Source organism: Vibrio sp. LB10LO1, assembly GCF_010092875.1.
Classification (GTDB): Bacteria; Pseudomonadota; Gammaproteobacteria; order Enterobacterales; family Vibrionaceae; genus Vibrio; species Vibrio campbellii.
Map to the genome: position 1 here is coordinate 1 of NZ_JAADJW010000055.1, position 19,905 is coordinate 19,905.

At 45.5% G+C, this 19,905-nt stretch carries 18 protein-coding genes; 6 read left to right on the top strand and 12 right to left on the bottom strand.

Features of this window, described 5'->3' with window-relative positions; all coding sequences use genetic code 11:
* Positions 1-871 precede the first annotated feature (871 nt).
* From GXP65_RS23620 to GXP65_RS25500, 5 genes are all read right to left on the bottom strand, one after another.
* A complete protein-coding gene (locus tag GXP65_RS23620) occupies positions 872-3,007 on the bottom strand; it encodes a lysine decarboxylase CadA (RefSeq protein WP_010444363.1) in 2,136 nt (711 codons plus the stop codon).
* A gap of 116 nt (positions 3,008-3,123) precedes the next feature.
* Entirely contained in the window at positions 3,124-4,470 is a 1,347-nt protein-coding gene (gene cadB / locus GXP65_RS23625) for a cadaverine/lysine antiporter (RefSeq protein ID WP_045372949.1), read from the bottom strand.
* Positions 4,471-5,170: 700 nt separating this feature from the next.
* Entirely contained in the window at positions 5,171-6,742 is a 1,572-nt protein-coding gene (cadC, locus tag GXP65_RS23630) for a lysine decarboxylation/transport transcriptional activator CadC (RefSeq protein WP_162093862.1), read from the bottom strand.
* Between the two features lie 165 nt (positions 6,743-6,907).
* A complete protein-coding gene (zntR, locus tag GXP65_RS23635) occupies positions 6,908-7,306 on the bottom strand; it encodes a Zn(2+)-responsive transcriptional regulator (RefSeq protein WP_005433620.1) in 399 nt (132 codons plus the stop codon).
* A 57-nt stretch (positions 7,307-7,363) separates the two neighbouring features.
* Positions 7,364-7,540, bottom strand: a complete 177-nt coding sequence (locus GXP65_RS25500; protein ID WP_162093863.1) for a hypothetical protein — start codon at positions 7,538-7,540, stop codon at positions 7,364-7,366.
* Positions 7,541-7,573: 33 nt separating this feature from the next.
* Here GXP65_RS25500 and purH point away from each other — a divergent pair, with 33 nt between their 5' ends.
* Together purH and purD are read left to right on the top strand one after the other, a co-directional pair.
* Complete coding sequence (purH, locus tag GXP65_RS23645; RefSeq protein ID WP_045384502.1) at positions 7,574-9,166, top strand: bifunctional phosphoribosylaminoimidazolecarboxamide formyltransferase/IMP cyclohydrolase; 1,593 nt, start codon at positions 7,574-7,576, stop codon at positions 9,164-9,166.
* 118 nt (positions 9,167-9,284) lie between these two features.
* A complete protein-coding gene (purD, locus tag GXP65_RS23650; protein ID WP_038892490.1) occupies positions 9,285-10,574 on the top strand; it encodes a phosphoribosylamine--glycine ligase in 1,290 nt (429 codons plus the stop codon).
* Positions 10,575-10,658: 84 nt separating this feature from the next.
* Here the strand turns inward: purD and GXP65_RS23655 are convergent, their stop codons facing one another.
* The gene (locus tag GXP65_RS23655; protein WP_162093864.1) at positions 10,659-11,357 is read right to left on the bottom strand and encodes a DUF1481 domain-containing protein; all 699 of its coding nucleotides are present in this window, start codon (positions 11,355-11,357) and stop codon (positions 10,659-10,661) included.
* 39 nt (positions 11,358-11,396) lie between these two features.
* The gene (gene hupA, locus GXP65_RS23660; RefSeq protein WP_005433627.1) at positions 11,397-11,669 is read right to left on the bottom strand and encodes a nucleoid-associated protein HU-alpha; all 273 of its coding nucleotides are present in this window, start codon (positions 11,667-11,669) and stop codon (positions 11,397-11,399) included.
* A 253-nt stretch (positions 11,670-11,922) separates the two neighbouring features.
* On the opposite strand from hupA, the gene GXP65_RS23665 reads away from it, so the two are divergent.
* Positions 11,923-13,056, top strand: coding sequence for a hemolysin family protein (locus GXP65_RS23665; RefSeq protein ID WP_005433628.1), 1,134 nt, complete (start codon positions 11,923-11,925; stop codon positions 13,054-13,056).
* 80 nt (positions 13,057-13,136) lie between these two features.
* Here GXP65_RS23665 and GXP65_RS23670 read toward each other — a convergent pair whose 3' ends face one another.
* A complete protein-coding gene (locus tag GXP65_RS23670) occupies positions 13,137-13,724 on the bottom strand; it encodes a DUF416 family protein (RefSeq protein ID WP_005433631.1) in 588 nt (195 codons plus the stop codon).
* A 66-nt stretch (positions 13,725-13,790) separates the two neighbouring features.
* Between GXP65_RS23670 and GXP65_RS23675 the strand changes: the two genes are divergently transcribed.
* Entirely contained in the window at positions 13,791-14,714 is a 924-nt protein-coding gene (locus GXP65_RS23675; protein WP_162093865.1) for a D-2-hydroxyacid dehydrogenase, read from the top strand.
* A 7-nt stretch (positions 14,715-14,721) separates the two neighbouring features.
* On the top strand, positions 14,722-15,294 hold the full coding sequence (locus tag GXP65_RS23680) for a uracil-DNA glycosylase family protein (RefSeq protein WP_162093866.1): 573 nt from the start codon (positions 14,722-14,724) through the stop codon (positions 15,292-15,294).
* Positions 15,295-15,534: 240 nt separating this feature from the next.
* Here the strand turns inward: GXP65_RS23680 and hemE are convergent, their stop codons facing one another.
* The 4 genes from hemE to nudC form a co-directional block, all read right to left on the bottom strand.
* On the bottom strand, positions 15,535-16,602 hold the full coding sequence (hemE, locus tag GXP65_RS23685; RefSeq protein WP_054757347.1) for a uroporphyrinogen decarboxylase: 1,068 nt from the start codon (positions 16,600-16,602) through the stop codon (positions 15,535-15,537).
* A gap of 304 nt (positions 16,603-16,906) precedes the next feature.
* Positions 16,907-17,650, bottom strand: coding sequence for a hypothetical protein (locus tag GXP65_RS23690; protein ID WP_162093867.1), 744 nt, complete (start codon positions 17,648-17,650; stop codon positions 16,907-16,909).
* 4 nt (positions 17,651-17,654) lie between these two features.
* Complete coding sequence (locus tag GXP65_RS23695; RefSeq protein ID WP_021017952.1) at positions 17,655-18,146, bottom strand: hypothetical protein; 492 nt, start codon at positions 18,144-18,146, stop codon at positions 17,655-17,657.
* 121 nt (positions 18,147-18,267) lie between these two features.
* Entirely contained in the window at positions 18,268-19,050 is a 783-nt protein-coding gene (nudC, locus tag GXP65_RS23700) for an NAD(+) diphosphatase (RefSeq protein WP_162093868.1), read from the bottom strand.
* 178 nt (positions 19,051-19,228) lie between these two features.
* Between nudC and GXP65_RS23705 the strand changes: the two genes are divergently transcribed.
* On the top strand, positions 19,229-19,720 hold the full coding sequence (locus tag GXP65_RS23705; RefSeq protein WP_010650836.1) for an Rsd/AlgQ family anti-sigma factor: 492 nt from the start codon (positions 19,229-19,231) through the stop codon (positions 19,718-19,720).
* Positions 19,721-19,905: the final 185 nt, after the last annotated feature.

The following is a 19,905-nucleotide window of genomic DNA, read 5'->3' on the forward strand; positions in this document are numbered from 1 at the left end:
TGTTAGGCCTGCCGCCAGCGTTCAATCTGAGCCATGATCAAACTCTTCAATTTAAGATTTTGTTCGGCTCAATGAATACTGAACATTACATAAGTAATGTTTGAATTGACTGTGCTGAATCTTTCGATTCAATGGTCACTTCGTATCATTGAAACCTAATTTGAAGCCTAAGCTTCTAATTGGATTATCATCAACGAGTGCCCACACAGATTGATAGGTTCTTATTTTTAAAGAGCTTTTCTAACATTTTCAGCAACTTAGTTGCTCGTCGTTAGGGGTGCGTATCTTACTTCACACCGCGAGAGAGTCAAGCATTTTTTCAAATTCTTTTTTCTCTCTTCCCGACTCGCTGTGTGACTTTCGTCTCACTCCGTGTCGGTGGATGCGCAGTATAGGGGGTTGAGAAATTAGCACAAGCCTTTTTTGCAAAAAAACTTTCAACCGCACAAATAACGAGCATTATGCATAGATACTCAACGATCTTGTCTAATATTTCGGGTTGCAGAGGATCTTTTCATGAAGAAACACCTGACTTCTGCATTAAAAGATCGCCGATTTCTTTGTGATTTCGGTTGCTGATCTTATCTCTCTTGGTTCTTTTTTCTCTTTCTATCTATATAAAGGCGAAAAAAAAGAGCAGAACGATGACGAACTGCTCTTTGGTCTTTGCTTTTTATTTAGGATGCTTCAGGTGAAGTCTTGGAAAAGTGCTTCTTCTATATATAGAAGAAAAGATCAGAGCATCCTTGCCCTTCTCTTTACGACAGATTAGTTAGGGGTATATCTAAATGTCGTTATTGTTCGATGACGCATTGAGCTCGTAAGAGTGGAGCATGCTTGCATTCCCAATGACGTCATCTTCGAGAGGAACTTAGTTCTTCAATACTTTTACGGTGTAGCTACCATCTTTTTGTTGGTATAGACCGTGGATGTCGGTTTCGAAACCTGGGTAATGCGCACCGATCTCACAAAGCATCTCTAGGAAGTCCAGCACAGGGCGAGACTCTTGAGTCACCATTTCACCAGGAAGTACTAATGGCACACCTGGAGGGTAAGGAAGGATCATGTTCGCACTTACGCGACCAACCATTTCTTCCAGTTTGATTTCTTCTACGTTACCGCGAAGCTCTTCTTGCCATGCTGCGTGTGGTGTTACTTTCATTTCAGGAAGAACATCGAACGCTTTGTACATTAGCTCTGGTAGGTTGTATTTCTTAGTTAGGTTGTGAATTGCTTGTGCTAGTTCTTGAACGCGCATACCTTCATAGAAGCTTGGGTCTTCGTTGTATAGCGAAGGTAGGAAGCTCTTGATGGTTAGGTTCAAGTCGTAGCCACGTTTAAATTCAGTTAGGCCGCGTAGCAATTGCATTGCTTTTGATTTGTCGATACCGATTGAGAATAGGAACAACAAGTTGTATGGACCTGTTTTCTCTACCACGATGCCGCGCTCGTCTAGGAATTTAGCCACCAGCGAAGCAGGAATACCTGATTCTTCTAGTTCGCCTTCTTTATTCATCCCTGGAGTCAGTAGCGTTACTTTGATTGGATCAAGATACATGTGGTTGTCATCCATGTTCTTGAAGCCGTGCCATGTGTCGCTAGGGTCTAGTTTCCAACATTCAGTGCTATCGATGTTTTCTGGTTGCCATACATCGAAGAACCAACTGTCACTTTCTGCTTCTAGGCGTTTGATCTCTTTACGGAAGCGGATTGCGCGATCGATAGAGTCTTGCATCAACTTCTTACCAGTGTTGCCGCGCATCATTGCCGCTGCAGTTTCAGTAGAAGCAACAATGCCGTACTGAGGTGAAGTTGAAGTGTGCATCATGAATGCTTCGTTGAAAGATTCTTTATCAAAATCACCTTTCACGTGAATCATTGAAGCTTGTGAGAATGCTGCCAACAGTTTGTGTGTTGATTGTGTCTCGTAGAACACTTTGCCTGGCATCGCTTCACCACTCATACCACATTTACCTTCGTAAATTGGGTTGAAGTTAGTGTAAGGCACCCAAGCACTGTCGAAGTGGATGTGTTTACAATCTAGCGACTCTTTGATGAATTGCGTGTTGTACAGTAGGCCATCGTAAGTTGAGTTCGTCACTACTGCGTAACTTGGCGCAGTTGCACCTGGTGTTTTCGCAACTTTCTCTGCAATGACATCACGGCTGAATTCACTTTGTGGAATACCACCAAGAATGCCGTATGCGTTACGAGTTGGGCGGAAGTAGATTGGTGTCACGTCACTCATCATCATTAGGTGAGTCAGAGATTTGTGACAGTTACGGTCAATCAGTACTGTGCTGCCCGCAGGCGCTGAGTACATACCAACGATTTTGTTCGATGTAGACGTACCGTTAGTTACGATGTAAGAGCTGTCTGCATTGAATGTACGTGCAATGTATTCTTCTGCATCTTTATGTGGACCTGAGTGGTCTAGTAGAGAACCTAGCTCAGGCATTGAGATTGATACGTCCGCTTTGAATGTGTTTGGACCGTAAAAATCGTAGAAGATGCTACCAGCAGGACTTTTCTGGAATGCAGTACCACCCATGTGACCTGGAGTACAAAAGGTGTATTTACCTTCTTCTACGTATTTGAATAGCGCTTTAGTAAATGGAGGCATGATGGCATCTTTGTATGCCTCAGTCGCTTGGTTGATTTTGATAGCGATGTCGTCAGCCATACCTAAAGCATACTCGAAGAAGCTCACGTTTAGACGTAGGTCTGTTAGTGAAATGTCTAGAGTAGACTGTTCGTTAGCAAATGCGTGAACAGGTAGTTTCTCGTTGATTTGGCTAATACGTTCACATAGCTCTAGTGAGTATTTATCCCAGTCGAACAGCACACCGCAAATGCGTGGGTTCATCTCAATCATTTTGATCAAGTCTTTATCATCTACTGGGTAAACCACTTCGTAGCCCGCTTTCTCAAGAGCAGCGTGAAGTTGACGAACTGGCTCTTCTTTAAAGAACACACCCATGTGGTTCAAGATAGCGAATATATTCATTTGGACATCTCCAAGGCGAATGAGGGCGCTCTTTGCCATTTACAGGCAATGAGTAAGGTGAGCGCCGCGTGAATTTGAGTTTTATGGGCTGGCACCGTAGTGCCAGCGTTTGGGGATTAGTTGCTTGCTTGAGCAGCTACGTCTTCGTCAGCATGAAGCTTCATGTACTGAGCTAGACCTGCTTTTTTGCTGTAGAACATCAAGATAACAAGAGACACGATGAAGGTTGCTGTTAGCGTACCGCCCTCTGCACCTGCTAGTGCGATGAAGCAGAACAGACAAGCCACACCAGAGAACAGCATTACGAAGCCGTTGCGTGTTGTCATGCCTTCGAAGCGAATCAAGTTAATGCTTGAGTAGAAGTAAGGCAGCATAGTTAGTAGTACTGCGTCAGTTGTTAGCTGGTTGAACAGGTCTGATGCGTGTGCTGTTTTAGAGCTGAAGAACATCAGTACAACCATTAGTGCAGTCATCTTGATTGACGCAAGAATTAGACCTTTCTTAGGCACACCGTTTTTGTCTGTTTCGCCATAGATTTTAGGGAAGTTACCGTCGTTTGCTGCGCGTTTACCCGCTTCACCTACTAGCATCATCCAAGAACCTAGCGAAGTGAAACATGCTAGTGCTGTGAATGCTGATACGAATGGTGCTGTCCAGCTACCGAATAGCTCAGTGGTTGCTAGCGCGAATGGTGCACCTGATGCTGCTACTTCTGATGCTGGGAACATGCCGCTGATCATTTGAGTAGATAGGATGTAAATAACACCTGCGATAGCCGTACCCAACATAGTTGCTAGTGGTACTGTGCGTTTAGGGTTTTCAACCATACCTGTAGATACCGCCGCTGATTCCACACCAACGAATGACCATAGACAGATAAGAACCGCTGTTACTACTGCGTGGCTGTCAGTGCCTGCTGATACGTTCCAGTTTTGGCTGTAAAGAGCAGTATCGAAGTGCGTCCAACCAAATGCGGCTGTACCAACAACAGGGATAAGGATAAGTACTAGACCAAGCGTACATAGACGGCTTACCCAGCTACCACCAAGTAGGTTGACGAAAGTGAAGATCCATACCGATGCAATCGTCGCAATACCTGCTGGGATTGGGTTATTAAGCACAGGGAAGAATACTGAAAGGTAAGAAACACCTGTAATGGCAATAGCCAGGTTACCAATCCAGTTCGCGTGGTAATAAAGAACGCCCGTTTGGAAACCAAATACCGGAGACACTTCGCCAGCATAAGCGATAGGACCACCTTCTTGTGGGTTTTTGGTTGCCAGACGAGCGTAAACGAACGCCAGACTCAGTGCACCGACCAAACAGATCAGCCAACTGAAGATTGAAACAGAGCCTACAGAGGCAAGACTAGAAGGTAATAGTGCGATACCACTACCCATCATGTTACCGGCTACGACACCCGTACAGGCAATAAGGCCGATTTTTTTCGCATTCGATGACATAACATCTCCAAATCTATTCTACTCGAGTCAACATGACTCAAACTGAATGGTTATTAGCGAGATGCTATGAGGAGGAATCTGCTCGACCTCGCTAAATTTCGAAGTGAAGACTACGCCCAAAAACTGGGAAAAAAATAAACTTGGGGTTATCAATAAAACAATTAGCCCATCGGTATAAAGTTGAGATAAACCTGATAAACTAAAAAAAATAAAACTAGTATATACAGTAACTTAAGATAAAAAACTAAAGCACTCATGTCGAAAAGGTAAAAACATCAACCTCAACAAATTTTCCATCAACCTTATCAACCGCTATCAACATCAAGACAAGAACCAGCTAATTACCTGAACTGTTGATGTCGCCCTTCCCCACCGTTATTCGACAATTGACTTACATCAAACTTCCTTACCTCTATTAATAAGAGGAGCTCGAATACAAGCCCTCTTTTTACTAAATCACTGAGCAATAAAGGACGGATTGAAGAATCAAGGCTACTGGATTGAGACTTATTTTTGATGCTGAATCTTTCTCTCCATACAAACAGACATAGAAAGCAGCGGCATTAGAGAATAGAGAATGAAAAGCCCTCTCCTCTTATATAACAAGCGTCATTAGTAGAAATAGAGGTAAGAGGCAGATACAAAAAAGCCCCTCACCGAAATGAAGGGCTAAGTATCTTACTCATCAAGAGCTGGTTTATTACAGCATACGCACTACAGAAGGGTGAACTGCGCGATACATAGCGTAATCAATCGCCTTCATGTTACTTGGAAAAACCAAGTTCTCGCACAATAAGTAAGTCTCTACGGATGTATCAATATAGAAGGCTTCGCTGTAGGACTCACTTGCCCAATCCAAATCACCATCTAATTCAGCGTGCTTACCTCGAATCACGTAAGACAGAACTGAATCCCGAATCTCAAGTGCTTGGTTCAAATGCTGCTTAGCTAAATCAATATCGCCAGCAATGGTTTCATTAAGAGCGAGAGCTTCATAAATTCGTGGTTGAATTGGCCCTACCATCATTTTCGTATTGGTTTCCAACTTCTCACTCAGTTGCTGAACTCTCCCCTTCCGTAGTTCTAATGCCGGATCAAGCGCATTTTGTACATGATAGGCAATCAGCAGTTCAGCCTGTACATAAGCATTATCTGGTTCAAGCTCAAGGATTTTCTCCATCAAGTCGATGCCATGCTGGAATTGATTCGCATCGGACACGTTTAAGTAGTGGTTTGCTTCAACAAACAACTCTACCGCGTCAGGGTTCATTGGCATACCCGCCACCAGCACTTTTGATTTCAATTTTGCGTCTGGCACTTTCAATGCGTGCATCAAATCTAGAGAGGCTTGCTGCATAACCGACTTCAAATGGCTATTGGTTAACGCGTATTGGCGGCTGAACAAAACCTTTTCTGAAGAGTTATTGCGATATTCCACCTCAAGGAAGCTACCACCATCGTTTTCTTTGACGCGCACCACCACAGATTTCCCCGGCACAATACCCGTCGTAAAGGTCGCCTTTTTCAGCATCACTCGATAATCACTGACTTGAGCTACATCTGCCATCAACTTCTGTGCAAACCCGTCAGCTAAGTCATAGCTGCGGCCTTCTTTGCTGAAGTTATCCTGAAACTTGAATTCGATAAGGTGAGTATCAATAGCTTGCGTAATGCGCACTTCTGATTGCTTGTAGGTAAACACGCCCATCACCACAACCAAAATACTGATCCAAATGAAGTTCATTAATCCCAGTCGCCAAGGGCTAATCTTATTTGGTTTACGCGGCGCTTTTTTTTCTTTCGACATCTCGCACACAGCGCGAGTTAATGGTCCGGCAGGAAATGCAATGGATGGTAGAGGCGCTTCGGGCTGTTCCTCTTCTGCTTCTTCAACAATAGAGGGAAGGATTTCGGCATTGCAATGACGACTTGCAAGGAATTCCTCGTGTGTCATTGGGGTCACATTCGCCACCAGCTTGTAACCACGCTTAGGCACAGTGATCACGTAGCTGATGTTTTCTTCTCGACCATCTCGCAGAAGTTTGCGCAGTTCGAAGATCGACTGTGTTACGACTTGATCCGTCACAATCGCGCCCGCCCAAACGTATTGGATCAGCTCTTCGCGATTGAACACTTCACTAGCGTGCTCAGCAAGAAAATGCAGCAAATTAATTAAGCGTGGCTCAACGGTAACTTCCCTGTCTTGTCGATACAGCTTATTTTCATCAACGCTCAAAACCCAGTCATTGATTTGAAAATAGACTCCAACCATGTATGAAAACTCTCGTATCTGATAGACAGCGTCGCTTTAGGAATAGATAGAACTACACATTCTTACAGTCGACTAAAGCCGAGATTATAGGTGGGAATACGGCTTGAACCTAGAAAAGCAAGCCGCCAAAAATGCAAACTTAAATTAAATGATGCAAAAGTGAGACTATTCAAGGGCTGCTAAAATCGAGCAGTGGCTTGCATCGTCGTTATTATGACCACAACACGCGTCGTTTATCTTCTTTAATGCCGTGCGAATTTTAGTTAGTTCAGCAATCTTCTCATCAATTAAAGTTAACTTTGCAGAAGTAATGGCTTTTACCTCCGCACAGCTGTGTTCTGTTGCCTCTAATTTGATCCCAAGAAGTTCCTTGATCTCATCTAAGCTCAAGCCAAGCTCTTTCGCTTTGAGAATAAAACGCACCTGCTTTTGGTTCTCTTCGTTATACAGGCGATAGCCCGAATCACTTCGTCCTGCGGGTTTGATGAGCGCATTTTTCTCATAGAATCGCAGTGTATCGGCAGTCACACCACAGCGTTTCGCCAGTTCACCTATCTGAAACATAACTTTCCTTATTAACTATCTCGTTACTTTTAAAGCCAAAGATCGAGTTTTTTGCAATTATTTTTGAGATGCCAAACGATTGCGCGAGCTTTTTTGTAATAAATTGGTTAGAATACGCGCCATCAAATAGTGGAGACTGTTTTCTAAGCATGAAAACACGCCGCAAAGGTCTTTACCAAAACTGGCCAATATTTTACCCCAAGAGGTAAAAACAAGTTCATTTTTGGCAAACATCTTTAACTCCGTGAATTTGAGGAAAATGGAAGCATGAACAACGCTCGTCCTATTCGCCGTGCGCTTATCAGCGTATCAGACAAAACAGGTATTGTTGAGTTTGCACAAGCTCTTGCTGAGCGCGGTGTCGATATCCTATCTACTGGTGGTACGGCTCGTCTACTTGCAGAACAAGGCATCGCTGTAACAGAAGTCTCTGACTACACTGGTTTCCCAGAAATGATGGACGGTCGCGTTAAAACGCTTCACCCGAAAGTTCACGGTGGTGTGCTGGGTCGTCGTGGCCAAGATGATGACGTGATGGAAAAACACGGCATCAACCCTATCGATATGGTTGTTGTTAACCTATACCCATTCGCAGAAACCGTTGCTAAAGAAGGCTGTACGCTTGCTGATGCAGTTGAGAACATCGACATCGGCGGTCCAACAATGGTTCGCTCTGCAGCGAAAAACCACAAAGATGTAACTATCGTTGTGAACGCTCACGACTACAACCGCGTGATCGCAGAAATGGACGCGAACGACAAATCTCTAACACTAGAAACTCGCTTCGACCTTGCTATCGCAGCATTCGAACACACGGCTTCTTACGACGGCATGATCGCAAACTACTTCGGCACTATGGTTCCATCTTACGGTGAGAACAAAGAAGGTGATGAAGAGTCTAAATTCCCTCGCACGTTCAACCAGCAATTCGAGAAGAAGCAAGACATGCGCTATGGTGAGAACAGCCACCAAGCCGCAGCTTTCTACGTAGAGGCAAACCCACAAGAAGCATCTGTTTCTACTGCTCGCCAAATCCAAGGTAAAGCCCTTTCTTACAACAACATCGCAGACACAGACGCAGCACTTGAATGTGTGAAAGAGTTCAACGAGCCAGCATGTGTGATCGTAAAACACGCGAACCCATGTGGTGTAGCTCTAGGTAAGGATATCCTAGAAGCGTACAACCGCGCTTACCAAACTGATCCAACATCTGCATTCGGCGGCATCATTGCATTCAACCAAGAGCTAGATGCAGAAACAGCAACCGCTATTGTTGAGCGTCAATTCGTTGAAGTAATCATCGCACCTTCAGTTTCTGCTGAAGCGATTGAAGTGGTTGCGGCGAAAAAGAATGTGCGTCTACTTGAGTGTGGCGAATGGACAACTAAGACAACTGGCTTTGACGTGAAACGCGTGAATGGCGGTCTACTGGTTCAAGACCGCGACCAAGGCATGGTAAGCCTAGACGACCTAAAAGTGGTTTCTAAGCGTCAACCAACAGAAGAAGAGCTGAAAGATGCGCTGTTCTGCTGGAAAGTAGCGAAATACGTGAAATCAAACGCGATTGTTTACGCAAAAGGTGACATGACTATCGGTGTAGGTGCTGGCCAAATGAGCCGCGTTTACTCTGCGAAGATTGCAGGTATCAAAGCTGCAGACGAAGGTCTAGAAGTTGCAGGTAGCGTAATGGCATCTGACGCATTCTTCCCATTCCGTGATGGTATCGATGCAGCTGCAGAAGCAGGCATTAAGTGTGTTATCCAACCGGGTGGCTCTATGCGTGATGACGAAGTTATCGCAGCAGCAGACGAACACGGCATGGCGATGATCTTCACAGGTATGCGTCACTTCCGCCACTAATTAGTTTTTGGTCCTCCCCCTTACCAAGGGGGAGTTAGAGGGGGTCTGTTGTACGTACACGACTTACCCCTCCCAACCTCCCCTTCATAAGGGGAGGAGCGAAATCAAAGGAAATATTATGAATATTCTTATCATTGGTTCAGGCGGTCGTGAACACGCACTAGGTTGGAAAGCGGCGCAAAACCCAAATGTTGAGACTATCTTCGTTGCTCCAGGTAACGCAGGCACAGCACTTGAGCCTAAACTAGAGAACGTAAATATCGCAGTAGAAGACATCGCTGGCTTGGTTGCTTTTGCAAAAGAGAAAGCTATCGATCTGACTATTGTCGGTCCTGAAGCACCGCTGGTTATCGGTGTTGTGGATGCTTTTCGCGAAGCAGGCCTGCCAATCTTCGGCCCAACACAAGCAGCAGCGCAGCTTGAGGGCTCTAAAGCGTTTACCAAAGACTTCCTTGCTCGTCACCAAATCCCAACGGGCGCATACGCGAACTTCACTGAAATCGAACCAGCCCTTGCTTACGTACGTGAACAAGGTGCGCCGATTGTGGTGAAAGCTGATGGTCTTGCTGCTGGTAAAGGCGTTATCGTTGCGATGACACTAGAAGAAGCGGAAGATGCAATCAAAGACATGCTAGCAGGTAACGCATTTGGTGATGCTGGTAGTCGTGTCGTTATCGAAGAGTTCCTAGATGGTGAAGAAGCAAGCTTCATCGTGATGGTGGATGGTGAGAACGTTCTGCCAATGGCCACCAGCCAAGATCACAAACGCGTAGGCGACAAAGATACCGGTCCTAACACAGGTGGCATGGGTGCATATTCTCCTGCTCCAGTCGTGACACAAGAAATCCACAACCGCATCATGGAAGAAGTGATTTACCCAACGGTACGCGGCATGGCTTCTGAAGGTAACCCTTACACTGGTTTCCTATACGCGGGTCTGATGATCGACAAAGACGGCACTCCGAAAGTGATCGAGTACAACTGCCGCTTCGGTGATCCTGAGACGCAACCTATCATGATGCGTATGGAATCGGATCTTGTTGATCTGTGCCTAGCGGCAATCGACGAGAAACTGGATCAAGCGGAATCGAAGTGGGATCCACGAGCATCGATTGGTATCGTGCTAGCAGCCGGTGGTTACCCAGCAGCATACAACAAAGGCGACGTAATTTCGGGGCTGCCACAAGTTGAAATTGAAGGCGAAAAAGTCTTCCATGCTGGTACAGATAACAAAGACGGCGACATCGTGACAAACGGTGGTCGCGTTCTGTGTGCAACGGCACTTGGCAACAGCGTATCAGAAGCGCAGCAGCGTGCTTACGAGCTTGCAAAACAGATCAGTTGGGATGGCATGTTCCATCGTAACGACATCGGCTACCGTGCGATAGCACGTGAGCAAGAAAAATAAAAACAACTTCAGTTGGCTAAAAAGACAAAAGGCGCACTCAGCGCCTTTTTTATTGTTCTTTTTCGAAAGAATTCGAAGCCATGTCTATTCAGAGATCAACTTTGGTCGTGGTACACAATCAAAGTCATCATCATTGAGCATCAGCAATTCATCAACGGTCGCCGCATTACGCGACTCTTTACCAATAAACGCAATGTAACTGTCCACTGACGCCAACCTATCAATCACAAACTTAGGTAGGGTCTGATTGAATTCCAACGTCGTAAACTCTCGCCCTTTGCAGGTTTCGAACGTTTCACCATCCCAATAACCTTGGATTAGGCTCTGGCCATCACGAGATTGTTTCTTGATAGACGTAACGACATCGTTCGCCTCTTGCTTGTAACGCTCTAACTGGTCGCGCTGTAAGGGCAGCACTTTCCGATTCACACGGTACTGCTGATAGACCGCGTCACCATCTTTATTGAATCGAATGTGGATTTGAAAAGGCACCAATACTTGTTTGGCATCGAGTTGCTCACCTTTTCGAATCAACTCTCTTAGCTCACCGTCATCCCAACGATAATCACTCTGGTACGAGCCGTAATCTCCCATCGTGACATAGTCTGCTGCCGTACTGACGCGTGTAAGACGCTCTGTCATCCAATATAAACTAGTTGCATCACCCATGATTTTCCCGCCTGAGAAATGGGTAAATTGGTCAAGATTTGGGGTTTCAACAGAAGAACAGCCAACAAGAGCGAGGCTTGATAGAAGGAGTGAAGTGAGTAGATGTTTTTTCATGAAATTGCACCGAGGCAGGATACCTCGGTGCATTTTAACTTAGTTTACTGATTCTTTCAGCGCTTTACCTGCTACGAATGCAGGTACGTTAGCTGCTGCGATTTGAATCTCGTCACCAGTCTTAGGGTTACGACCAGTACGTGCAGCACGGTGGTTTACTTTGAATGTACCAAAACCAATTAGTTGAACTTGGTCACCCTCTTTAAGAGCGCCAGTAACACCCTCAAGAGTTGCTTCAAGAGCAGCTTTAGCTTGTGCTTTAGATAGGTCTGCTTTCTCTGCAATAAAGTCGATTAATTGGGTCTTGTTCATTAGGTTTCCCTTCTCATATGTTATCGAATTCATCTCACTCTAAAACATAAATGCCCCATCTGGCAAAGGTTTGTAAGCGATCTTTCGATTTTCTGACGTAGTTTTAGCCATAATATGAGTAATAACTCACAATTTGTTACTACTTGTACGGGGAAAGCTCTTGCTTTCTAATGCAATAAGAACGATTTATAGGGCGCTTTTGCGGTTATAATCGCTTAAAATCCCGACTATCACATTACATTCAAGGGCAACTATGCTGCTGTTATCCATTTATATCTCTATTGCTATCGGCATTTCGTTTATCTGTTCGGTACTGGAGGCGGTACTTCTTAGTATCAGTCCGAGCTACATTGCGCAGCTCAAACAACAGGGGCACCCTGCTTCTGCTCAGTTAGAAAAACTGAAAGCAGACATCGACCGACCACTGGCTTCGATCCTGACGCTGAACACCATTGCTCATACTATCGGTGCAGCAACGGCAGGTGCACAAGCGGCGGTAGTGTTCGGTAGCGAAGCGCTTGGTATCTTCTCTGCGGTACTGACACTGGCGATTCTTGTTCTATCAGAAATCGTACCTAAGACGATTGGTGCAACTTACTGGCGCCAACTTGCACCATCTGCGGCGGTATCGCTACGCTGGATGGTATGGGCACTAACACCATTCGTATGGTTCTCTGAGCAAATCACTAAGCGTCTAGCTCGTAACCACGAAGCACCAAAAATGCGTGATGAGCTGTCTGCTATGGCTATTCTGGCAAAAGAAAGCGGTGAGTTCGCAGAAGGTGAATCAAAGATCCTGAGCAACCTACTTGGTATTCAAGATGTGCCAGTAACACAAGTCATGACTCCGCGCCCAGTAGTATTTCGCGTTGACGCAACCATGACCATCAATGACTTTCTAGAGAAGCATAAAGAGACGCCTTTCTCTCGCCCACTGGTTTACAGCGAGCAGAAAGACAACATCATTGGTTTTGTGCACCGTCTAGAGCTGTTCAAGCTGCAACAATCAGGCAGCGGCCAAAAACAACTTGGCTCGGTCATGCGCCCTATCCAAGTGGTACTGAACAACACCGCTCTACCTAAAGTGTTCGACCAGATGATGACTCACCGCCTGCAGCTCGCGCTTGTGGTTGACGAATACGGTACAGTACAAGGCTTGGTAACGCTAGAAGACATCTTTGAGCACCTATTGGGTGAAGAGATCATCGATGAAGCGGATAAGAGCACTGACATGCAAGAACTGGCTTACCAACGCTGGGAAAGCTGGAAAGAAAAGCACGGCGTAATTGAAAGCCGCGATGACGATGAAGAAGAGGAAGAACTGGAGAAACAGGACAAAGAGCCAGAAGCTCAAGAGCCAACCAAACCAGAATCTAAAGAATCGTAATCAGCATGGGGCGTAATCGCTCAAACGCAAAAACAAAAAAGGCATCCAATCTGGATGCCTTTGTTTTATCTATTCAACGATTAAAGTGCGATGCCGATGTTACTCACGGCTTCTTCGCGTAGTTCTTCACGCAAATCTTTAATCAAGCAGATGTCGCGCTCTACCGCTTCACGCAGTGGGCGGAAGATAGCCCATTGAACATCCCACTCTTCACATACGGCTTCATTTTCTTTTTGATTGTCGTTGGTGATTGGCTCTGAACCTTGTGCTTGTTCTAGGTCAGCCACGGTTTTTACCGACTGTTGGCTCACTTTAAGCATTGAATCGAAAAGGTAGTCGCGATCCAACAGACCGTGCAACAGCGTCGACAAGCTCTGACAAGCATCCATCGCTGGATAAACACCGTAAAAATCGAATTCATCCGCACTTGGGAACAACTCTTCTAACTTCTCTAATTGACGTTCAAAGTTAATTTTCGCGTTCTTAACCGTCAGAATTTCCCATACACTATCAAGAATCGCTCGGTAAGCACGTGGCTCAGCAAATTCTGTATTCTCACAAAACATCGCATAGTTTGGATACATGCGTTCACACAGACACGCCATGAAGGTAATTTGTTGCCAAGGTTCTAGTTTTTCCAAACGAACCTGAAGAGGATTCTTAAGCATAGTCACTCAATCATTGAAGAAAAAAACAGCGAAAGTGTACTTGATTCATCACAGGGAAAAAAGTTAATGCAGCATCCAAATCAGATTTTCCTGCTCTCGGAGCATCGCGACACCTACAAAACGTTACTGGCAGAGAAAAATCTGCCCGATCTTTGCCTCACCGACCAACCTGAAGAAGCTCAGATCGTACTGGCGGATCCACCATTACTACCACAAAGGTTAGACGAGTTTTCACAGCTTGAGTGGGTGCAATCCACATTTGCGGGGGTGAACGCTTTAATGTCACCGGATCTGCGCCAAGATTACACTCTGACCAACGTACGCGGTATTTTCGGCCCATTAATTGCCGAGTACGTGATTGGCTACAGCATTGCTCACTTCCGTCACTTCATGCAATACCACCAGCAGCAACAAAGCAAGCAATGGCAGCCGCATCTGTATACCTCGCTACAAAGTAAAACCATGGTGATTCTCGGCACCGGCAGCATCGGCAGTCATTTGGGTAAAACGGCACAATTGATGGGCATGAAAGCCATAGGTATCAATCGTACTGGCATCCCCACTTCTGGCGGTGAATTTACTCAAACCTTTCATATCAATGAACTGGCAAGCGCCTTTCACCAAGCGGACATTGTGGTAAATACGCTGCCAAGCACACCAGACACTCAACGATTACTCAACAGCGAGGTGCTAAGCCACCTTAATCAGGCACTGTTATTTAATGTCGGAAGAGGCGATGTGATTGATGATACTGGTCTATTGCTCGCGCTAAAGAATCGTTGGGTCGAACATGCTTTTCTCGATGTGTTTGAACAAGAGCCACTCTCACCGCAACATCCTTTTTGGAAACTTCCGCAAGTAACCATCACACCCCACATCGCAGCATTGAGTTTCCCTGAGCAAGTGGTCGACATTTTTGCTGACAATTACTTGAGTTGGCGAGACGGGTTCTCTCTTAATAATCAGGTCGATTTCGATAAAGGGTATTAACCATCTTATGTCTTTAGAAACATTGCTAAAGCAAGTACGAGCCTGCCAGATCTGCGCAGACGATTTACCTTTGGGTGCAAATCCTGTCGTACAAGCAGCAAAAGACGCACGCATCCTAATCATCGGACAAGCGCCAGGGACGCGCGTACACAGAACCTCGATACCTTGGAATGACCCAAGCGGCGATCGGTTACGCCAATGGCTCGATATCGACAAAGACACTTTCTACGACCCAAACAAAATTGCTATTGTCCCGATGGGATTCTGCTATCCAGGCAAAGGAAATTCAGGCGATTTGCCACCTCGTAAAGAATGCGCGCCTGCTTGGCATAAAAAGATTCTAGATCAGTTGCCCAATATAGAGCTGACGCTACTGATTGGTCTGTACTCACAGCAGTACTATCTCACCAACAAACCAAAGACGCTCACGCAAACTGTTCAGCAATGGCAGGACTGGGAGCCTGACTTTATCCCGCTTCCTCATCCTTCTCCACGCAACACATTGTGGTTAAAGAAGAACCCTTGGTTTGAATCTGACGTCGTGCCATACCTTAAAAAACGCGTTCACTCGATGCTTTAGGTTACCCGTGATCTAATTGCTTGCTTATCTGTACAAGAAAATTAGCACACAAGACCAATAAAAATAAGTCGTTGTTTATAATGAACTTTAATATCTAACGTACAGTTTAAATAGTAATTAGATCATGATAGACCAAATACTACCAGAGCTGTACAGCCTTGCGTTTCAGATAAAAAATCTGAATTTTAGGTAAAAAAATACCGGCACTGAAGGCCGGTATTTAATTTCAAAAATTCGAAGTTACTTGTGGTACGGCTTAGACAGCTCGTGCACCGCTTCCACAAACACACCTGCGTTTTCTGGCGGCACATCCAAGTGGATGCCGTGACCTAGGTTGAACACGTGACCAGTACCTGCATCGCCAAAGCCTTCTAGGATACCCGCGACTTCTTCACGGATACGCTCTGGTGAAGCGTAAAGCATTGATGGGTCCATGTTACCTTGTAGAGCCACTTTGTCACCGATACGCGCTTTTGCGTCTGCGATGTTGATGGTCCAGTCTAGACCTACCGCATCACAGCCCGTTGCTGCGATTTGCTCAAGCCACATGCCACCGTTCTTAGTGAACAGCGTTACTGGTACGCGACGACCGTCGTTTTCACGAATCAGACCATCCACAATCTTGTGCATGTATTGCAGTGAGAACAGGTTGTAATCACGAGGAGTCAGTACACCGCCCCATGTATCAAATACCATCACCGATTGTGCACCCGCTTTAATTTGCGCGTTTAGGTACTCGATAACGCTGTCTGCTAACTTATCTAGAAGTAGGTGCAGCGTTTGTGGTTCTGCGTACATCATCTTCTTGATCTTGGTGAACGCTTTCGAGCTGCCGCCTTCAACCATGTAAGTCGCCAGCGTCCATGGGCTACCAGAGAAACCAATCAGTGGAACGTCACCGTTCAAATCTTTGCGGATTTGACGCACTGCGTTCATTACGTATTGCAGCTCGCCTTCTGGATCCGGCAGACCGATCTTTTCTACGTCTGCTTTGCAAGTGATAGGCTTATCGAAAACCGGACCTTCACCCGTAGCAAAGCGAAGTTCTAAGCCCATTGCGTCTGGGATAGTTAGGATGTCAGAGAACAAGATCGCTGCATCAAGAGGAAAACGGCGTAGTGGTTGAAGCGTTACTTCTGACGCCAACTCCGCGTTTTTACACAAAGACATGAAATCGCCCGCTTGCGCACGAGTTGCTTTGTATTCTGGTAGGTAACGACCTGCCTGACGCATCATCCATACTGGCGTGTAATCTACTGGCTCTTTTAAAAGGGCACGCAGATAACGATCATTTTTTAATTCAGTCATTCCGTAATTCCAATTGTTAGGCTTTCTTTGAAAGGGGGTATTCTATCACTGATTTAAGGCTAATAGCTGTGTGCTTTGCAACCTGGATCAAGTTATTAACTTTTAAATCAGTGCTTAATTTGCACCCAATCGGTATCAGTGTTAAAAATTTGTTCGCTAGCGAAAACTACAATTATAAACTGAGTACCCGGTACTCAGCATCTCATAACGACATCTTACTTACCCCCTCCCTCTCGGAGGGTTTTTTTTATCTATTTTTCAATGAATTAAAAAAGCCACCTTACGGTGACTTCAGATTTCATACTCATGATTGGCAAACTTTTTTCATGACCCCTTTTACATATCCTTTGGATAGGTAAGTCGGGCACAAGGTCTCCCGCACCGATTGCGAATCAATAATGTAATTCTCAAAGTTTGTTAGTGCCGTGTTAGCACACCCACTTGTTGCGACTTCTTTAGCCAGCGCAAACTGAGAATTACTCGGTCGATCAAGCGTATACAACAACGCATTCGAGACCTTTTCATCTTCACAATATTCTGGAGACTGCTTGACTGCCGCAGCATAGAATGGAATCGCGAGAGATTTAGAGACATTCTGGAACACCTTTGTCCCTTCTTCAAAACTTACGCTGCCTGCTGGAGAGAGTTCGGCGAGCAGTTGACCGTAACTCTCAACACACCCTTCCATCGAATACTTAATGCAAGATTGCGCTGCCGGAACTAAAGTTTTTGCGAAGCTTTGAGTAAAATCTTTGGATTCAGACAGAAACGCATACTCAGTGAGTAGCTGTTGCCCTAGACCAATTGCGCTATCCGCCGCTCCAGAAGAGACGTAATTATTGAAGGCACCAGTCGCGGCATCCGCCACGAGAACTTGCCATGCATCATCTCGTTTTGAAGGTCGAATATCGTTCGCATGAGCGAGCAGTTCATTCCAGCTTTGCGTTTTATGAAGAGCAGTTAAATCCTCCATGGAATAACGCTCTTCCGCCGCAAAAGCTGAAAAGCTAGATGCCACGGCAAGTAAAGGTAATAATATTTTGTTCATTACCTTAGTTCCACGCTTGCTTGAGGTACTTCAGTGTTGAAGAGTCGTACGCCGCGTTCGGGTTCAAAGCAACATTGAGAACGCTACCACCGTCATCAAGAGAGAATCCTGCTTTACGCGCCTCAACGGAATCTTGACCAACAAATTGGATCTGCTGAACTTTCTGGAATTCTTCTTTGTAAAGCGCGGCATGTTCAGTCGTCGTACATAGCTTGACCATATCGTCATAGATATTGTTGATTAAACTACCAAGCCAGCCCGTGGTTTTTACTTCGTCTAAACGAGCTTCAGCGAAGTCATAGTCATCCCATGCAGCCCAATCAAAGTTCGTTGCTAGAGCTTCATTGCCACAAGCAGCTTGTACTTTTGCGACGTTTTCCGTCATGGTATTTTCGGTCAACATGCGCTTCGCTTTCACTTCAATACTTGCCTGTGCCGAAACACTCACCAAAGAGAAAGACGCAATACCTAGCCATAACGCTGATCTGTATTTCATTAGACATACTCCTTTATTAATCATTGTGTCATTACAGAATGCTGTGCCAGGTCAGTCTAACAACCCCTTTTGTCTCAAAAGTGATTCTACATTTTCCTTTAATCGCTTTACGAGTCGGCTCTCAAGCCTGTTGAATATCACTAATTGTTTGCTCAATTAGCGCTCGTGCAATCGTTCCTTCTGGTGCGACTGGCGGCATCTCGTCAACACCAAACCATTGCGCATCGGATAACTCAGTGTAGTCAGGGTTCAATTCACCAGAGTCAAAATCGGCCAGAAAAGCCATCATCATGCTAGATGGAAACGCCCACGGCTGGCTGCCAAAGTAACGAATGTTTTTCACATGTACGCCGGTTTCTTCATGCACTTCTCGTGCGACACATTCTTCTAAGGTTTCTCCTACCTCTAAAAAGCCCGCTATTACGGTATACATGCCATTTCGATGACGAGGATGCTGAGCTAGCAAGATCTGCTTTTCTTTGCGCACAGCGACAATGATGCACGGGAAAATACGCGGATAGTGCAAAGTACGGCACTCTCCACACTGCATCGCCAGTTGATTGTTATTGAGGAAGTTACGACCGCCACATTGTGGGCAAAAACGGAGGCTCTGTGTCATGTGGCCATATTGAATCGCTTTGCTGATCAGTAAGAAAAGCGCTTCTGGAAAATGCAGGCAATCACGCAGAGAAACCAGTTCTAAATCATGGTCTAAATCCGACAGGTTGATCCACATTACTGGGGCACCTTGGTATTCACCTATCTGCCTTGCGCTGCCCTCTGGCAGTGAGTACTGCTCTGCACTTCCGAAAGGAATAGCACCATCCACCAGCCAAACATCGCTTCCTGAAACAACACACCAATGGGCGTTTTTCGTACGGTTAACTTCACCTTTTCTTAACATTACAGCGTCCCTTTGCTTGAAGTTCATTCATTTTACTGGCAATCTAATTTCATACCAGAGTTTGTCGTTCGCCAATTTTGCAACTATAAATTCTAGTAAGGACAAGAGTTTGTAATCACTTTACTAACTTTGCTTTGCAAAGGATACGTTCGCCAATGGGCGATCAGATCATGAGGGCATGGTCATGCTAAAAAAATTCAAACAAACACAAGACCAATGGGGCGGCTCCAGTGACGTTATCGACCATTGGCTGGAAACGAGACAATCTCTGATTGTCGAATATTGTAAGCTTGCAGCACTGCAACCTTGTTCGAAATCCAATGTCATTGAACTCCCTTCTCCTGACGAACTTCAGCACTTCTGCCAACACCTTGTCGACTACATCTCCGAAGGCCACTTTAAAATCTACGATATGGTGATGGATAAGTGGAAAGCCACTGGCTTTGTCGCGACAGATGAAATCAACCAGACTTACGCGAAGATCGTCCTTACTACTGAGCCGTTACTGAACTTTACCGACAAATACTCTGATGTTTCCGCTGAAGATGAATTGTCTGATTTTGATCAGGACATGTCTTTGATTGGGGAAATCATTGAGACACGTTTCGCGGTAGAAGACCACTTGATTCAGTTGATTGCCGACAGTTTAGCAATGCCGCCTGGCGCATAGCGAGAAGCGAGAAGCGAGAAGCGAGAAGCGAGAAGCGAGAAGCGAGAAGCGAGAAGCGAGAAGCGAGAAGCGAGAAGCGAGAAAATTCTTAAGGGTTGGCGTGTGCACGTCAACCCTTTTTGTTTTTTGGGATTCGGGATTCGGGATTCGGGATTCGGGATTCGGGATTCGGGATTCGGGATTCG

Excerpts from the sequence above, each read along its gene's own strand:
- GXP65_RS23680 (WP_162093866.1), top strand. The coding sequence starts at position 14,722 with ATGTCTTTAGAAACATTGCTAAAGCAAGTACGAGCCTGCCAGATCTGC.
- hupA (WP_005433627.1), bottom strand. The coding sequence starts at position 11,669 with ATGAACAAGACCCAATTAATCGACTTTATTGCAGAGAAAGCAGACCTA.
- GXP65_RS23695 (WP_021017952.1), bottom strand. The coding sequence starts at position 18,146 with ATGAAATACAGATCAGCGTTATGGCTAGGTATTGCGTCTTTCTCTTTG.
- GXP65_RS23705 (WP_010650836.1), top strand. The coding sequence starts at position 19,229 with ATGGTCATGCTAAAAAAATTCAAACAAACACAAGACCAATGGGGCGGC.
- purH (WP_045384502.1), top strand. The coding sequence starts at position 7,574 with ATGAACAACGCTCGTCCTATTCGCCGTGCGCTTATCAGCGTATCAGAC.
- zntR (WP_005433620.1), bottom strand. The coding sequence starts at position 7,306 with ATGTTTCAGATAGGTGAACTGGCGAAACGCTGTGGTGTGACTGCCGAT.
- GXP65_RS23670 (WP_005433631.1), bottom strand. The coding sequence starts at position 13,724 with ATGCTTAAGAATCCTCTTCAGGTTCGTTTGGAAAAACTAGAACCTTGG.
- GXP65_RS23690 (WP_162093867.1), bottom strand. The coding sequence starts at position 17,650 with ATGAACAAAATATTATTACCTTTACTTGCCGTGGCATCTAGCTTTTCA.
- purD (WP_038892490.1), top strand. The coding sequence starts at position 9,285 with ATGAATATTCTTATCATTGGTTCAGGCGGTCGTGAACACGCACTAGGT.
- nudC (WP_162093868.1), bottom strand. The coding sequence starts at position 19,050 with ATGTTAAGAAAAGGTGAAGTTAACCGTACGAAAAACGCCCATTGGTGT.
- GXP65_RS23655 (WP_162093864.1), bottom strand. The coding sequence starts at position 11,357 with ATGAAAAAACATCTACTCACTTCACTCCTTCTATCAAGCCTCGCTCTT.
- cadB (WP_045372949.1), bottom strand. The coding sequence starts at position 4,470 with ATGTCATCGAATGCGAAAAAAATCGGCCTTATTGCCTGTACGGGTGTC.
- GXP65_RS23620 (WP_010444363.1), bottom strand. The coding sequence starts at position 3,007 with ATGAATATATTCGCTATCTTGAACCACATGGGTGTGTTCTTTAAAGAA.
- GXP65_RS23665 (WP_005433628.1), top strand. The coding sequence starts at position 11,923 with ATGCTGCTGTTATCCATTTATATCTCTATTGCTATCGGCATTTCGTTT.
- GXP65_RS23675 (WP_162093865.1), top strand. The coding sequence starts at position 13,791 with ATGCAGCATCCAAATCAGATTTTCCTGCTCTCGGAGCATCGCGACACC.
- cadC (WP_162093862.1), bottom strand. The coding sequence starts at position 6,742 with ATGGTTGGAGTCTATTTTCAAATCAATGACTGGGTTTTGAGCGTTGAT.
- hemE (WP_054757347.1), bottom strand. The coding sequence starts at position 16,602 with ATGACTGAATTAAAAAATGATCGTTATCTGCGTGCCCTTTTAAAAGAG.
- GXP65_RS25500 (WP_162093863.1), bottom strand. The coding sequence starts at position 7,540 with ATGTTTGCCAAAAATGAACTTGTTTTTACCTCTTGGGGTAAAATATTG.